The organism is Acidisoma sp. (assembly GCF_965199065.1).
In the GTDB taxonomy this organism is placed as follows: Bacteria; Pseudomonadota; Alphaproteobacteria; order Acetobacterales; family Acetobacteraceae; genus Acidisoma.
Map to the genome: position 1 here is coordinate 93,204 of NZ_CBDAQN010000003.1, position 15,098 is coordinate 108,301.

A 15,098-nucleotide genomic window follows, 5' to 3' on the forward strand; every position below is an offset into this window, starting at 1 on the left:
CACGACAGTGTTTGGTCTCGACGGTTAAAGTTTGACGGCGTTGGGGCCGGAGATGACGGCATCACTTGCGCGCGTGCGCGGGCGGTCAGAAGCGACGTGACCAAGACCGTTCTGTGACAGGAAGTTCTGCAGCCCCGCTGCAAGCGTCTGCGCACCCTGGAGTGGCAACGTCACACGGCCGACGACGACTGCCTTTTGCACGGCGGGCTCGACGGAGTTGTCCCAACGCGAGGACACCAGCTTTATTGTGACACTGCCGGCCGATACGGAAAAGCTGGATGCGAAGGTTGCGTAAAGCTCGGGCGCAAACATGTTCTCGATCAGGCTGCCCGGATCATGAGCAACGGGCTGTGGGGTGGCACGCCTGTCCTCGGCAGAACCGAGCCGGGGCGCTGCCGCATTGTCTACGTTTTGACTCATCGATTAAATCCTACCAAAGCGCATGAACCGGCGTAGGTTGAACGGCCACCACGAGAATAGCAAGTATCAGAGCGTGATCGCGTTGTGCGACTGCAAGGTCGCCAAAGTCGACGCGCCCAGATTGTCCAGAGTAGCGACTGTGTGGAAGTTACTTGCGCTCCCTGTGGGATCGACTGCGACAACAGTGTTGTTTCCAATCTCCGAGACCTTCAGGAAGCTTCCAAGGGTGGTGGCGGCATTGTTCCAGCCCGCCTGAGCCAGCACCTTCGAAAGGTCGAGGACATCGCCATTGCTGAACGAGAAGTCCTTGACCGTCATGCCGCCAGCGTTGCCGACGCCACTGATCTGGAAAGTGTTCCCGTCGCCACCGATGAAGGTGTCCGCGCCGATGCCGCCCGAGACGAAGTTGGTCCATCCACTCAAGGTCACTGCGTCATTGCCGCTTTGAGTGTTGACGGTGTCGTCACCGGAGCCGGCAACGATCGTATTGTTGCCGCTGCCGGTTGTAATCGTGTTACCGAACCCCTGCAGCGCGATCGTGTTGTTACCCGAACCGACGAGGACCGTGGTGTTACCTTGCGGGCCGCTGACGCTGTTATTGCCGCTGCCGAGGGTGATCGTGTTGTTGTATCCTCCGGCGCTGATGTGGTCGGCGCCATTACCGGCGGTGATCGTGGCGTTGCCTTGGCTTCCGCTTACCGTGTAGCTTTGATTGTCGAGGGTGAGCGACTGGTTGTAGGCCGACATCGAAATGCTGGTTGGCGATCCGGCAGAGGCTGACGCAGGTGCATACTCGCCCGTGTTGACCCCGGTAATGGTGCTGCCGGAGGTTGTCGTCACCGCAATGCTCCCGCCGACCGAGAAGGTCTCGCCCGCGGGCTTGGCCACATGCACAGTGTAGTTGCCCGGGGTCACGCCCGCGAAGCTGTAGGCGCCGGTGCTGCCGGTGGTCGTGGTTGCGATGACGGTGGCGCCGTTCAGCAGCTGCACGGTTTGTCCGGCGAGACCGCTGTCGCCAGCGTTCTGAGTGCCGTTATCGTTCATGTCGCTGAACACGGTGCCGCTGATGGTGCTGGGCTGCGGTGCCACCGGAGCGGCGGTTGTAGCCCCTCCCGAAGCCACGATCTCGGGCAGCCCGTTGGCGCCGAAGGTCATCACGGATTGTGGTGCCGCAGCCACGTTTGCGTTGAAGGAAATGCCGGAGAAGCTCGATCCGGTGCCGTTAGTGAAAGGGTTGCCGCCGTTGAAGACGATGAGGTCATTGCCGCCGAGGTAGAGAGCCTCCTGGCCGTTGGGAAGCGTCTCCATCCGACCGCCCGTGTAGCCATAGATTTCCAGCTTGTCGGTTGCAGGATTGAAGGTGTTGTCCAGCACCTGCACGCCGTCGCCCTTCTGGTAGAGAACCGTGTCGGACGTGCCGGTGAGGCGCACCTCGCTACCGGTTGTGTAGCTCGACACCGAAGTGCCGGAGGCAGTGACGCTGCCCCCGCCGATGCCCCCGACAAGCAGGTTGTTGGCGCTACCGCCAGCCACTGTATTTTGGCCGGTGCCTCCAACGAGGTATGTGTTACCTTGCTCCCCCTGCAGGACACTGTTGCCGGTGCCCGCGAAGAGGAAGCCGCTTGCGGCGCCCTGTGTCTGGGCGTTGAGCGCGCCGACACTGGTGCCGATGTCTGTCGTTGCGCCCGAACCTTCCTCGATGATGTTGGCGCCGCTACCCAGAATAACGACGTTGTTGCCGCCGCTCCCGGTATGGACGTTGTCGTTGCCGGAGCCCACGATGACGCCGGAGCCGAGGTTGCCTGAGTACGCTTGGCCAGAGCCGATCACCGTTGGCGTTGTGCCGGCAAAATTGCCGTTGAGGACGAGGCCGGCATTGGCCCCGGCGGTTGTGGCGTTGGCCGTTACGGTAAATGCGTTGGTGAGCCCGGTAGTTGCGTTCACGTCGCTGTCCAGCAGCGGGTTTCCGCTAGCGTGTTCTGCGGTCGAGAAGGACATCCCGGCCGGGGCGACGACCTGCACGGTGTAGGTCCCCGGCGTGACACCGGTGAAGCTGTAGGCGCCGGTACTGCCGGTCATCGTGGTGGCGACGACGGTGGTGCCGCTCATCAGCTTGACGGTCACGCCTTCCACGCCCGGATCGCCGACGTGGTAGGTTCCATCGGCTTGTCCGTCGAAGAAAACCATGCTGGAAATGGTTCCCAAGCCGGGCTGATACTCGCCTGCATTGACGACGTTGGTGCCATCTGACGCGACAGTGACCGTCGCTATGCCGGTGGCGGACACGCCGCTGTTTGGCAGCGTCGTGCTCTGTCCGGTCGGCGAGAAGGTGTCGCCGGCGATCTTGACCACCTCCACGGTGTAGCTGCCCGGCGTCACGTTCGCGAAGCTATAGCTGCCGGTGGCGCCGGTGGTCGTCGTGGCGATGACCGTGGTGCCGTTGAGGAGCGATACGGTTTGGCCGGCGAGGCCGCTATCGCCAGCTTCCTGGACGCCATCGGCGTTCGCGTCATTAAACACGGTTCCGGAGACGGTGCCGGCCTGATACTCGCCGGCGTTGACCGTCGCGGTGCCGCCCGAGGCCACGGTCACCGTGGCCGCGCCGCTCGCCGAGACCATGCTGTTGGGCAGCGTGCCCGCCGGCGAGAAGGTCTCGCCCGCAGCCTTGACCACCTCCACCGTGTAGCTGCCGGGCGTCACGTTGGCGAAGCTGTAGGCGCCGGTGCTGCCCGTCGTCGTCGTCGCGATGACCGTCGTGCCGTTCATCAGCTGCACGGTCTGGCCCGCGAGGCCGGTGATACTCGCCGGACCGTCGCGTGCCGCCCGAGGCGACGGGATGCCGTTGGGCAGCGTGCCGGCCGGCGAGAAGGTCTCGCCCGCCTTGACCACCTCCACCGTGTAGTCGTGACGTGAACACGGTGCCGGTGACGGTGCCGGCCTGATACTCGCCGGCGTTGACCGTCGCCGTGCCGCCCGAGGCGACGGTGACCGTGGCCGCGCCGCTCGCCGAGACCATGCTGTTGGGCAGCGTGCCTGCCGGCGAGAAGGTCTCGCCCGCAGCCTTGACCACCTCCACCGTGTAGCTGCCGGGCGTCACGTTCGTGAAGCTGTAGGCGCCGGTGTTGCCGGTCGTCGTCGTCGCGATGACCGTGGTGCCGTTCAGCAGCTGCACGGTCTGGCCGGCGAGGCCCGGTTCGCCGGCCGAGGTGCCGGTGCCGGTGAGGTCCGTGAACACGGTGCCGGTGACGGTGCCGGCCTGATACTCGCCGGCGTTGACCGTCGCCGTGCCGCCCGAGGCGACGGTGACCGTGGCCGCGCCGCTCGCCGAGACCATGCTGTTGGGCAGCGTGCCCGCCGGCGAGAAGGTCTCGCCCGCGGCCTTGACCACCTCCACCGTGTAGCTGCCGGGCGTCACGTTCGCGAAGCTGTAGGCGCCGGTGCTGCCGGTCGTCGTCGTCGCGATGACGGTGGTGCCGTTCAGCAGCTGCACGGTCTGGCCAGCGAGGCCCGGCTCGCCAGCCGAGGTGCCGTGCCGGTGAGGTCGGTGAACACGGTGCCGGTGACGGTGCCGGCCTGATACTCGCCGGCGTTGACCGTCGCGGTGCCGCCCGAGGCGACGGTGACCGTGGCCGCGCCGCTCGCCGAGACCATGCTGTTGGGCAGCGTGCCCGCCGGCGAGAAGGTCTCGCCCGCAGCCTTGACCACCTCCACCGTGTAGCTGCCGGGCGTCACGTTCGCGAAGCTGTAGGCGCCGGTGCTGCCGGTCGTCGTCGTCGCGATGACCGTCGCGGTGGTGCCGTTCAGCAGCTGCACGGTCTGGCCGGCGAGGCCCGTTCGCGAAGCTGTAGGCGCCGGTGCTGCCGGTGGTCGTCGTCGCGTTCGCTGCACGGTCTGGCCGGCGAGGCCCGGTTTCGCCGGCCGAGGTGCCCGTGCCGGTGAGGTCCGTGAACACGGTGCCGGTGACGGTGCCGGCCTGATACTCGCCGGCGTTGACCGTCGCCGTGCCGCCCGAGGCGACGGTGACCGTGGCCGCGCCGCTCGCCGAGACCATGCTGTTGGGCAGCGTGCCCGCCGGCGAGAAGGTCTCGCCCGCGGCCTTGACCACCTCCACCGTATAGCTGCCGGGCGTCACGTTCGCGAAGCTGTAGGCGCCGGTGCTGCCGGTCGTCGTCGTCGCGATGACGGTGGTGCCGTTCAGCAGCTGCACGGTCTGGCCAGCGAGGCCCGGCTCGCCAGCCGAGGTGCCCGTGCCGGTGAGGTCCGTGAACACGGTGCCGGTGACGGTGCCGGCCTGATACTCGCCGGCGTTGACCGTCGCGGTGCCGCCCGAGGCGACGGTGACCGTGGCCGCGCCGCTCGCCGAGACCATGCTGTTGGGCAGCGTGCCCGCCGGCGAGAAGGTCTCGCCCGCAGCCTTGACCACCTCCACCGTGTAGCTGCCGGGCGTCACGTTCGCGAAGCTGTAGGCGCCGGTGCTGCCGGTCGTCGTCGTCGCGATGACCGTGGTGCCGTTCAGCAGCTGCACGGTCTGGCCGGCGAGGCCCGGCTCGCCAGCCGAGGTGCCCGTGCCGGTGAGGTCCGTGAACACGGTGCCGGTGACGGTGCCGGCCTGATACTCGCCGGCGTTGACCGTCGCCGTGCCGCCCGAGGCGACGGTGACCGTGGCCGCGCCGCTCGCCGAGACCATGCTGTTGGGCAGCGTGCCTGCCGGCGAGAAGGTCTCGCCCGCAGCCTTGACCACCTCCACCGTGTAGCTGCCCGGCGTCACGTTCGTGAAGCTGTAGGCGCCGGTGTTGCCGGTCGTCGTCGTCGCGATGACCGTGGTGCCGTTCAGCAGCTGCACGGTCTGGCCGGCGAGGCCCGGTTCGCCGGCCGAGGTGCCCGTGCCGGTGAGGTCCGTGAACACGGTGCCGGTGACGGTGCCGGCCTGATACTCGCCGGCGTTGACCGTCGCCGTGCCGCCCGAGGCGACGGTGACCGTGGCCGCGCCGCTCGCCGAGACCATGCTGTTGGGCAGCGTGCCGGCCGGCGAGAAGGTCTCGCCCGACAGCGCTGTTACCTGGACGGTATAGCTTCCCGGCGAAACGCCGGTGAAGCTGTACGCGCCTAAAGAGTTGGTCGTCGTGGTGGCAATGACGGTCGTGCCGTTCATCAGTTTGACGGTTTGGCCAGCAATGCCGGCGTCATTTCCGTCGTCAGTGCCGTCCGCATTGAGATCATTGAACACAACACCGGACACACTGGCGCTGCCGTGAAGACCGGCGTTGACCGTTGCCGTCGCTCCGTTGGCGACTGTCACGGTCTTTGTGCCCGCACTCGAAACGGTACTGTCGGTGAGTGTGGTGCTGGACCCGGTTGGCGAGAACGTATCGCCGGTCGGATCGACCACCTGCACCGTATAGGTGCCGGCAGCCTGGTCGGTGAACGTATAAGTGCCAGTGGCGTTCGTCGTTGTCGTGGCAATGACGAGGCCGACTGCGTTCTGCAGATTGACCGTGACGCCGGAAACGCCGGCTTCAGCCGATTCGCGAACACCGTCGGCATTACTGTCGGCGAAAACGGTGCCCGTGATGGTCGCTGGCTGATAGACGATGCCGGCGCTTTCGTCGCCCACTGACTGTCCTGAGGCGAGCGTCACCGGGGCCGTCGTGCCGGTCGTGGGGTTCACTTCCGATGTTGGCGTAAGGTTGGTCGTGTATTGCCCGGCCGCGACGTACACGTCATCGACCAGCACATCCTTGGAGGTGAGGGTCGACCCTGGATCACCGGATTTATACGTGAAGGTGAGCGTGACGGAGCCGGTCGTCGAAGCCGTGTAGAGGTCGGCGAAGTGGGTCCACGTGCCAGGCGTCAGGATCGTCCCGGACGTGGAGCCCGCGGTCACGATCGGCACGCCGTTGATGGATGCGGTTAGCGAGAAGAAGCCCGGGTTGTTTTCGCCAGGCAGCGTTTCATCGAGGTCGAATCCGACCTCGTACGTGGTGCCGGCCGTCACCGATATCGTCTGAGACAGGGTCTCTATCGCCCCGTCATCAACGAAATACGCAGCCGTTCCGGCGGCCGTGGTCGATGCCGTGGAGTAATAGGGGCTGACGTTGTCTACTGAAGGTGTACCCGCGTAGTTGTCTGTCTGATAGTTCTTGGGCGTGCCGTAGGCGGCCGCGTTCGCCGAGTAGACGTAGAGCTCGGGACCTGCACCGGGCCCTGAACCGTAGGGAGTGGCAGAGGTGTTCGAGCTTTCGGTCCAACCCGAGAAAAAGCTTGATGTGCCAATCGAGTTGAACTGGCCATTGGTGATGAGATTGGGAGCGCTCGGGCTGACCGTGCCGCCGGTCGGCTGCGGTGTCGCGTTGCTGCCCGTCACCGAATACGTGGAGCCTGTCGGCGCGACGACGTGTGCCGAATAGGTTCCCGGAGCCAAGTTGCTGAAGGTATAAGTACCGTTCGACCCCGTGGTTGTTGTCGACACGACGGCGCCGCTCGCGTTCAGAAGCTGAACCGTGGTGCCTGATATTCCGGTATCGGCGTTGTCCTCCAGACCGTCATCGTTGCTGTCGGCGAAGACCGTGCCGCTGAAGGTTGCTGGCACATAAAGGCCTGCATCCTGATTGGTGACGGTTGTCGCGGCACCAAGAACGATGGGACTTGCGCTTTGGCCGGACGTCCCGACCGTCGTATTCGTGTAACTTGTGGAGCTGCCGACCGGTGAGAAGGTATCGCCGGAAGGCGCCACGACGCTGACGCGATAGGTCCCGGCCGGGAGAGCCGAGAACGCATAGTTCCCGCTCGCGTCCGAGACGGTGTTTGCAACCAAACTATAAGTATTCGTAGCCGTATTCAGCTTCAGCAGGTCTACTACAACACCTGATACGCCGGCATCTGCGGCTTCAAGACTGCCGTCGCCGTTCTGGTCCAGGAAAATGTTGCCGCTGATCGAAGACCCAGTCATCTGCACTCTCTCCCTCCCCGCAACCCTCTCCAGCATCCGGGAGGTCGAGGAGCTGCTATCCAATTGATCGGACGACGCCAGCCATCCGGCTTTCTCTAGACCAGATGGTGAGCGTCTTCTACTCAAAAGGATTACCAAGATTAAGCCCTATTTGGGGCTCTACGTTGTCTCCGGTCAGGATGAGTGCGCATCTGTTATTGAGATTGGGCGTCAGAACCTTCGCATCGCGGAACTCGGGAAACACGGGCGAAGGACGGCCTGAGCGGGCGCATGGAGTGCCGGTCCGTCATTAAACGCGTCAGCGGCTGATGTTGACTTATCCTCAGACTTATCAACATGCTGTGGACATTTAGGTACTATACTTTTGGCTACAACTTATACGCGCGTCACTTTTGACACGTCTTCGTAAGACCAAGTTTATGAACTCAGCGCTGTTGTGCTGGCATCGGACCGCACTCAGCCTCAGCTTTTCCAGTGCACATCGCCAGACTACCCATTAAGACGGCGCCCGCGCAGTTATCCACAATTTTGTTGATACCCCTGAGGATAAGCCTGTGGACAATGGCGTTGAACTAGTTGCCTCGCTTGAGCTCTACTCAAGTTGCTGACCCACCCGGGGATTTGCGCTCACACGGTCCTGCCCTCACGAGGTTGCGAAGGCGACGGCGCTCGGTGGCCAGCTTCCGCACTCTAGATGGGAGGTTGCAAGCGCCACGACCTTTCTGAGGGAGGCACGGCAATCCGAACTACAGGACGCCGTTTGAAGGAGAACAACGCGGCGTATCTCCTGAAGTTGAGCCCGATTCCAAGTGTTGAAGCCCTTTTTGAGGTGCCTTAGGCCGCAATTACCTAGACCGAAAGCACTCGTACTAAATGCCTACTTATGATTGATCGGCAAGATCATATTCTGATCTGGTTCCTGCCCAAGCAGGTTTCGGAAACTCGGATACAACTTTTGGTCGAGGCAATGAACACTCTGACGGTCAGACTGCCCCGTTGCCCTGACATACGGCGCCTGCCGGCGGCGATCGTTGCTGTTGATCGTTAACTCTAAATAAAGCCGTGCCGCGGTAGTCGCGTAGTAGGAGCAAAAACATATGATCGACCTCGCGCTGACCACTGCGCGCTTAGCCATCGGCGCGGCTGCGGTCGCGGCTGAGGACCGCGCTGACGATCGTCTAAACAACCCGGGGCGCCGTCTAAGCGCCCTGCATGAGGCCGATCGGCTGTGGAAAGAGGCGCTCGGCTACCTTGGAGATGAAGCTGACCACTGGAGCCTGAGAAGTGTGAGGTGACGACCGCACCCATCAGCCCCGGCGGGTTCGATATTCAAGCAACGGTCTGATCGTGCCGTGGGGCGATCACTGCTCGCACATGACGAACACAGAGGGCCCTCGAGGCTGCCGCCGGCCGTGGACGGACGAAGGGCACACTTTCGTCCGTCGGCTCCCGTCAGGTGGCGCCGACACGCGCCGCTTGAAGCCGGCTGTTTTTTCGCCTTCTTGCCATCCACTCGCGGAACGGTTCGTCATACAGCCGGAGAAAACCCCAGGAGACCGCCAGCGAAAGCAAAATTGCCAAACACATTGGCACGAACGGCCCAATGCGAATGTGGGACATCTTATAAGCCATGTCGACCGTTCGAAGAACCGACATGTGCAAGATGTAGAGTGGGTAGGAGCCTCGCCTCGAGATGTGACAGAGCCGGAGCGAAAACGCGCCGACATGTGCCCTGGAACCGAAACAGACAATGACGGGGAACACGATCAGCACGGCCGCCATATCGTAGACCCAGCGTGTCGAGCCATGGAAAAAGAACACGATTGCTAAGCCAAGCGCCAGCATGGGGAACGGTATGGACGGGAATCTCTCGAACAGCTTCAGCCGCCAGATGGCAACACCGAGCGAGAACGGCACGGATACCCGGACGAAGCCCGCCAGGAACGAATCCGGGCCTACATAGCCAAGGCAACTTAGGGTGCCAAACTGCATGGCGACGACTGTCAGAGCGACTATCGCCAGCCCCAGAAGCACGAATGCCGACATGCGTCCGATCCGGCGGATTGGAGAGGCATAGACGCCGTTGGCCACGAATTCGAAGAAGAGCGACCAGATCGGATTGTCGATCGGGTAGGAGGCAAGCCCATACAACAGCCCGACAGGAAGCAGCGAAAGCGACAGCACCGTCAGAACAACAGCCTCTGTGATCATCCCGGTCTGGAGCAGAACCTGACGCCCCAGAAAGACCAGCCCGGCAACGAGCACACCGACGAACAACATCGGATAAAGACGGTTAAGTCGCAGGCGCATAAACCCGGACCACGACAGGCCCTGGTCTAATCGGCTGCTGTATGCGTAGGCGATAACGAAACCGCTCAGGATGTAAAAGAAATCAACGACCAAATACGATGATGTGTCATCGGTATAGGATTTGAAAAGGCCGTTTGCATGAGCAAACACAACCCCCAGAGCGGCAATACCCCGGAGCCCGTCAAGGCCCTCGAATTGGGAAATGTTTCGCCGTTGAATGACCACCTCCATTGCTTGTAAGCAATGACCTGAAGCGTACGCTTGCTGGATCAACGCTTTGTTACCGTCGCGGCTTACTAGATTGGAATTGTAACAGCGTGAAACCTAGCTAAAGAAGGCATGCCAGTTCCACTGCGTGATATCTTTAGACGTCCCGATCCATTTCGCACGTAATTGGTCACAAAGCGCTTAGACCCACTGGCCAGTTTCAAGCGACATTGGCAAGTTGGTCCTTAAGAACCCGACATGTTGAGCCACCAGCGCTCACGTCATGTAATCCTTTCGGTCCTGCTGCCGGTCACTCTTGCGGTCGAACCGTTCAAGGGGCAGGGATGATTTCATCCGCTTGGATAGCTGAAGCAAATCCGCTTGCGCCCTTGCCGGGAGAGACGGGGCTGGATCATGGCGCCACCGCTGGTCTGGCGCCCTGCACCCTGGTGTCATCAGCAACCACCGGCTCGGCCAGTTCATGCAAACGCGGGAACCCTTGCCGCCCGCACATTTGCGCCTGAAGCGGAAGGTGCGTTACCTAACACCCTGGGTTTGGACGAATATAGATGTTTGATCTGCTGTGGCGCGGCGCCGTCATCGGTGTTGGCGGCACCATTCTGATGGACATCTGGGCCTTCGCGCTCGCTCGCATGCCCGGGGAGAGCATGCCAAACTGGGCGCCTGTCGGCCGCTGGTTCTTCCATCTGCGCCGGGGCACGGTATTTCACCCGAGCATCGGTGCCGCAGAGCCCTACGAGAGGGAACTGGCGCTCGGCTGGATCTGCCATTACCTGGTCGGCATTCTCTACGGGATGATCCTGGTGCTCATCATGGGAGCGGCCTGGCTTGCCCGGCCCACGTTTCTGCCGGCCTGGATTTTCGCCATCGTCACCATCGCCGCCGGGTGGTTCCTGCTACAACCCGGATTGGGTATCGGGTGGGCGGCATCCAAGACCCCAAACCCCACAAAAGTGCGGGCGCTCGGCCTGGTTGCGCATACCTTCTTCGGCATTGGGCTCTACGCCACTGCCGTCCTCCTCCGCAGCACCTGACGTAGGGGCTCTTCGTTCTCTTAAAAAAGGCACCTCTTGCTGCTGGGCACATAGAATCAAGTGAAACACGCGCTCTTTTTGCTCGAAGATTCGAAAACCCGGCTCCCTTCAGCATTATGATTCATGTGTCCCGGCTGGATAACAGCGCGCCAAACTTCCTAAATCCGTCGCAAAACCATACAAGGCTCCAATGAGCCTGAACCGTAAGCAAAGCCCAGCCCTTGCCCCGTCCGTCAGCCCGGCGGTGCCATTCCTCGACCTCAGCGCCCAGCAGGCCCGCATCGGCCCCGAGATGCGGCGGCGCATCGACGCCGTCCTCGCCCACTGCCAGTTCGTGCTGGGGCCGGAGGTCGCCGAACTTGAAACCGAGCTCGCCCGCCGCGCCGGCGCCGGCCACTGCGTCTCGGTCAGCTCCGGCACCGATGCTCTGCTCATCGCCATGATGGCCGAGGAGATCGGCCCCGGTGACGCTGTCTTCCTCCCCGCCTTCACCTATACGGCGACCGCTGAGGTGCCGCTGCTCCTCCGCGCCACGCCCGTGTTCGTCGATATCGACCCGCGCACCTTCCAGATGGATGTCGCCGATCTCGAAACCCGCATCGCAGCAGTCCGGGCCGAAGGGCAGTTGCGCCCACGCGCCATCATCGGCGTCGATCTCTTCGGACAGCCGGCGGATTGGCCTGCGCTTGCCGAGGTCGCCCGGCGGCACGGCCTGTTCACCATCGACGACTGCGCCCAGGCCTTCGGCGCCGCGCTGCACGGCCGCCCGCTCGGCACTCAGGCCGACAGCACCGCGATCAGCTTCTTTCCCTCGAAGCCGCTCGGCGGTTACGGCGACGGCGGCGCGCTGTTCACGGAATCCGCCGAGCGCGCCGCGCTCTACCGCAGCCTTCGCACCCATGGCGAGGGCCGCCTCCGGTATGACGTGCAGCGCATCGGCATCAATGGCCGGCTCGACACTCTGCAGGCCGCCATTTTGCTCGCCAAGCTCACCGTATTCGACGCCGAGATCGAGGCTCGCGAACGCGTGGCGCGTCATTACGACCGGCGGCTCGCAAATCTGCTGCAAACGCCTGTCCGCGTGCGTGACAGCACAGCCGCCTGGGCGGTCTACGCCGTGCTGCTGCCGGACGGCGTGACGCGGGACCGCGTGCAGGCCGCCTGCAAGTCGCACGGTATCGCGACCGGCATCTACTATCCGAAGCCGCTTCATCATCAGCCGGCCTATGCGGAGCACCATCGGGGCGGCAGCCTCCCCATCTCCGAAGATGTCGCGACGCGGATCATGGCGCTGCCCATCCACCCGGATCTGACCGAAGAGCAGCTTGATCATGCCTGTGACGTGGTGGCGGGCGCGATCGCGCAGCCTGCGTTCGTCTAGGGCGCGGACGAACACGGACATGGCCCCTCCCGCCTTTTCACGAGACAGCAGCGGCTCACGGCGGGAACTCTTCCCCGAAATAGCCCCTTATGGCTCCGGCTATCTCGCCAGGAGCGCGGGTCATTCAATGTATTGGGAACAGGCGGGCAACCCCCGCGGCCTGCCGGCGCTGTTCCTTCACGGCGGTCCCGGCGCGGGTGCGGGCTCCGTCCATCGCCGGTTCTTCGACCCACGCCTCTGGCGGGTCGTGCTGTTCGACCAGCGCGGCGCCGGACGGTCCCGTCCGCTCGGCGGCCTGGACGACAACACCACCGCCCATCTCGTCGCCGATATCGAGGCTTTGCGCAGCCAACTCGGTATCGAGCGCTGGCTGCTGTTCGGTGGTTCCTGGGGCTCGACGCTCGCCCTCAGCTACGCTCAGGCGCACCCGGAAAGAGTGACGGCCTGCGTGCTGCGCGGCATATTCCTCGGGCGCGACAGCGAGGTCGATTGGTTCCTCCAAGGCGTACGGGCCGTCTTCCCGGATGCCCATGACCAGTTCCTGGGCTACCTGCCGGAGGCCGAGCGCGGCGACGTGCTCAGCGCCTACCGCCGCCGTCTGAACGATCCGGACCCGCGCGTGCATGGCCCCGCCGCCCGCGCCTGGTCGGTGTATGAGGGATCCTGCAGCACGCTGCTGCCGCACCCGGAGACGGTCTCCACCTTCGCACGCGACCGGGCGGCTCTGGGGCTCGCGCGCATCGAGGCGCATTATTTCGCGCATCACCTGTTTCTGCCGCCCGAGGGGCTACTCGCCCATATGCCCCGCATCCGACACATCCCGGCCGAGATCGTGCAAGGCCGCTACGATATGGTGTGCCCGCCGCAGAGCGCCTTCGAACTCGCCGCCATCTGGACGGAGGCGCGGCTGACCGTCATCCCGGATGCGGGCCATTCGGCTTTGGAGCCTGGCACGCGGGCGGCCTTGCTGGCCGCGCTCGACCGGTTCGCGACGCCCTGACCGCCGCGTGACGACACCGGATCGTCACATTTCGTCCCTTCGCAGTTGGCTAGCTTTGCCGATGGCGAGGAGAAGACCTGGATGGTGGACTTGGAAATAAAGCTTAGCCGGCGCATGGCGCTGGCAGGGATCGCGGCGGCGGCGATTGCGAGCCCCGGCGCTGAAGCCGAAAGTACCCTGGCCGGCACGACCCCCACCGCGCCGGCAACGGAGACGGCGCATGGCACCGTGTTCGAGGACAGCGACGGCAGCGGACGCCGCCAGTCTGGTAGCGCGGGCGTGCCGGACGTCATGGTCTCCAACGGGCGCGACGTCGTGGTCACCGATGCCGCCGGCCACTGGACGCTTCCGGTCCGTGAGGGCGATTCCATTTTCGTCATCAAGCCGACCGGCTGGATGACGCCGCTCGCTCCCGATACCCACCTGCCGAAGTTCAGCTACATCCATGAGCCGAAGGGCACGCCGGCGAGCCTCGGGTTGCGTTACCCCGGTATCGCACCGACAGGCCCCTTGCCCGCCAGCATCGACTTTCCGCTCCGCCGCCAGACGGAGCCGGCGCGCTTCAACGTCGTGCTGTTCACCGATCCGCAGCCCGAAAGCCTCAACGAACTGAGCTACGTGCGGGACGATGTTGTGGCGCAGGCCGTCGGCATCAGTGCGAGCTTCGGCATCACCACCGGCGACATCATGTTCGATGACCTATCCGCCTACGAGCGCAGCAACAGGATCGTCGGCACGCTGGGCCTGCCCTGGTATAATTGCTGTGGCAATCACGACATGAACTACGAGGCGCCCGACAACAGGTTCTCGCGCGAGACCTACAAGGGCGTCTATGGCGCCCGCTACTCCGCCTTCCAGTACGGCCGCGTCACCTTCTTCCTGCTCGATAACGTCGAGTACCTCGGCAACCACAAGTACCAGGGGCATTTCGGCCCGGATCAGCTGGGTTTCATCCGCAACGTGCTGGCGAAGGTGCCGCCGGACCAGCTTGTCGTGTTGTGCATGCATATCCCGCTGCGCACCCTCGCCGGGAACACGCCGAACAACGCATCGGTTGACTGGCAGGAGTTCCTCGGCGTGATCGCCGGGCGCTCCGCCACCGTCAGCTTCAGCGGCCACACCCACACCAACGAGCACCATTATCTGACGGCCGCAAACGCTCCGGCATCGGTGTTGCCGCATCATCACCACGTGCTATCGGCGGTATCGGGCAGTTGGTGGAGCGGACCCTTCGATGTCCGCGGCATCCCGGTGGCGCTCGCCTCGGACGGTGCGCCGAACGGGTTCCATGTTCTGTCGATCGACGGCGCTGCCTACACGACGCGGCTCTACCCGGCGCATGATCCCAAGCAGTCGCAGATGCGGATCGTGCTCGATACCGGCGTCCACGATACCGATCCGGAGGTGCTGAAGGAGTATATGCCTGGACAGCTTCTCGGCGGCCCCATCAGCGCCGCGGCGGCGGGATCCACGCGCCTCCTTGTGAACTTCTACGATGGCGGACCCAAATCCTCGGTCGGCTTCCTCATTGGCGCGGGGACGACCTGGGTGCCGATGCAGCGCGTCGAACGGCTCGACCCGTTCGTGCAGGACGTTTACGCTCGCAACCGCGCGGTGACGAAGCCCTGGGTGTTTCCGGGCAAATCGAGCCACGTCTGGCAGGCCGCGCTGCCGGCCGACCTTGCTCCCGGCACCTACGGTATCCGCGTGCAGGGCACCGACGAATATGGCCGGCAACATGAGAGCATGCTGGTTCTGGAAGTCACAGCCTAAGGC

At 63.8% G+C, this 15,098-nt stretch carries 9 protein-coding genes and 2 pseudogenes; 5 read left to right on the forward strand and 6 right to left on the reverse strand.

What is annotated here, in order from left to right; genetic code table 11:
• Nucleotides 1-24: 24 nt before the first annotated feature.
• From ACOEQ1_RS08670 to ACOEQ1_RS08690, 5 genes and pseudogenes are all read right to left on the reverse strand, one after another.
• Nucleotides 25-420 carry a hypothetical protein gene (locus tag ACOEQ1_RS08670; protein WP_419758856.1) on the reverse strand — a complete coding sequence of 132 codons (396 nt, stop codon included), beginning with the start codon at nt 418-420 and terminating at the stop codon, nt 25-27.
• A gap of 66 nt (nt 421-486) precedes the next feature.
• Nucleotides 487-3,186 carry a beta strand repeat-containing protein gene (locus ACOEQ1_RS08675; protein WP_419758857.1) on the reverse strand — a complete coding sequence of 900 codons (2,700 nt, stop codon included), beginning with the start codon at nt 3,184-3,186 and terminating at the stop codon, nt 487-489.
• A 250-nt stretch (nt 3,187-3,436) separates the two neighbouring features.
• Nucleotides 3,437-3,928 (reverse strand): annotated as a pseudogene (locus tag ACOEQ1_RS08680) (SdrD B-like domain-containing protein); the annotation flags it as partial.
• Nucleotides 3,898-4,308 (reverse strand): SdrD B-like domain-containing protein, encoded by a 411-nt coding sequence (locus ACOEQ1_RS08685; protein ID WP_419760665.1) that lies wholly within the window; start codon nt 4,306-4,308, stop codon nt 3,898-3,900. The pseudogene ACOEQ1_RS08680 and the gene ACOEQ1_RS08685, both read right to left, overlap by 31 nt.
• A gap of 160 nt (nt 4,309-4,468) precedes the next feature.
• Nucleotides 4,469-7,405: pseudogene (locus ACOEQ1_RS08690) on the reverse strand (SdrD B-like domain-containing protein); the annotation flags it as partial.
• 1,061 nt (nt 7,406-8,466) lie between these two features.
• Between ACOEQ1_RS08690 and ACOEQ1_RS08695 the strand changes: the two are divergent.
• A complete protein-coding gene (locus ACOEQ1_RS08695) occupies nt 8,467-8,664 on the forward strand; it encodes a hypothetical protein (RefSeq protein WP_419758858.1) in 198 nt (65 codons plus the stop codon).
• Between the two features lie 157 nt (nt 8,665-8,821).
• On the opposite strand, the gene ACOEQ1_RS08700 is transcribed toward ACOEQ1_RS08695, so the two are convergent.
• Nucleotides 8,822-9,910 carry an acyltransferase family protein gene (locus tag ACOEQ1_RS08700; RefSeq protein ID WP_419758859.1) on the reverse strand — a complete coding sequence of 363 codons (1,089 nt, stop codon included), beginning with the start codon at nt 9,908-9,910 and terminating at the stop codon, nt 8,822-8,824.
• Nucleotides 9,911-10,455: 545 nt separating this feature from the next.
• Here ACOEQ1_RS08700 and ACOEQ1_RS08705 point away from each other — a divergent pair.
• The 4 genes from ACOEQ1_RS08705 (at nt 10,456) to ACOEQ1_RS08720 (ending at nt 15,095) form a co-directional block, all read left to right on the forward strand.
• The gene (locus ACOEQ1_RS08705; protein ID WP_419758860.1) at nt 10,456-10,941 is read left to right on the forward strand and encodes a DUF2938 domain-containing protein; all 486 of its coding nucleotides are present in this window, start codon (nt 10,456-10,458) and stop codon (nt 10,939-10,941) included.
• A gap of 190 nt (nt 10,942-11,131) precedes the next feature.
• Nucleotides 11,132-12,322 carry a DegT/DnrJ/EryC1/StrS family aminotransferase gene (locus tag ACOEQ1_RS08710; protein ID WP_419758861.1) on the forward strand — a complete coding sequence of 397 codons (1,191 nt, stop codon included), beginning with the start codon at nt 11,132-11,134 and terminating at the stop codon, nt 12,320-12,322.
• Between the two features lie 19 nt (nt 12,323-12,341).
• On the forward strand, nt 12,342-13,322 hold the full coding sequence (gene pip, locus ACOEQ1_RS08715) for a prolyl aminopeptidase (protein ID WP_419758862.1): 981 nt from the start codon (nt 12,342-12,344) through the stop codon (nt 13,320-13,322).
• A gap of 81 nt (nt 13,323-13,403) precedes the next feature.
• Nucleotides 13,404-15,095 (forward strand): calcineurin-like phosphoesterase C-terminal domain-containing protein, encoded by a 1,692-nt coding sequence (locus tag ACOEQ1_RS08720; RefSeq protein ID WP_419758863.1) that lies wholly within the window; start codon nt 13,404-13,406, stop codon nt 15,093-15,095.
• The last annotated feature ends 3 nt before the right edge of the window (nt 15,096-15,098 follow it).

What these genes read in the sequence shown, in the direction of transcription:
- ACOEQ1_RS08720 (WP_419758863.1), top strand. Translation starts at nt 13,404, where the DNA reads ATGGTGGACTTGGAAATAAAGCTTAGCCGGCGCATGGCGCTGGCAGGG.
- ACOEQ1_RS08675 (WP_419758857.1), bottom strand. Translation starts at nt 3,186, where the DNA reads ATGAACGGCACGACGGTCATCGCGACGACGACGACGGGCAGCACCGGC.
- ACOEQ1_RS08705 (WP_419758860.1), top strand. Translation starts at nt 10,456, where the DNA reads ATGTTTGATCTGCTGTGGCGCGGCGCCGTCATCGGTGTTGGCGGCACC.
- ACOEQ1_RS08710 (WP_419758861.1), top strand. Translation starts at nt 11,132, where the DNA reads ATGAGCCTGAACCGTAAGCAAAGCCCAGCCCTTGCCCCGTCCGTCAGC.
- ACOEQ1_RS08700 (WP_419758859.1), bottom strand. Translation starts at nt 9,910, where the DNA reads ATGGAGGTGGTCATTCAACGGCGAAACATTTCCCAATTCGAGGGCCTT.
- ACOEQ1_RS08670 (WP_419758856.1), bottom strand. Translation starts at nt 420, where the DNA reads ATGAGTCAAAACGTAGACAATGCGGCAGCGCCCCGGCTCGGTTCTGCC.
- pip (WP_419758862.1), top strand. Translation starts at nt 12,342, where the DNA reads ATGGCCCCTCCCGCCTTTTCACGAGACAGCAGCGGCTCACGGCGGGAA.
- ACOEQ1_RS08695 (WP_419758858.1), top strand. Translation starts at nt 8,467, where the DNA reads ATGATCGACCTCGCGCTGACCACTGCGCGCTTAGCCATCGGCGCGGCT.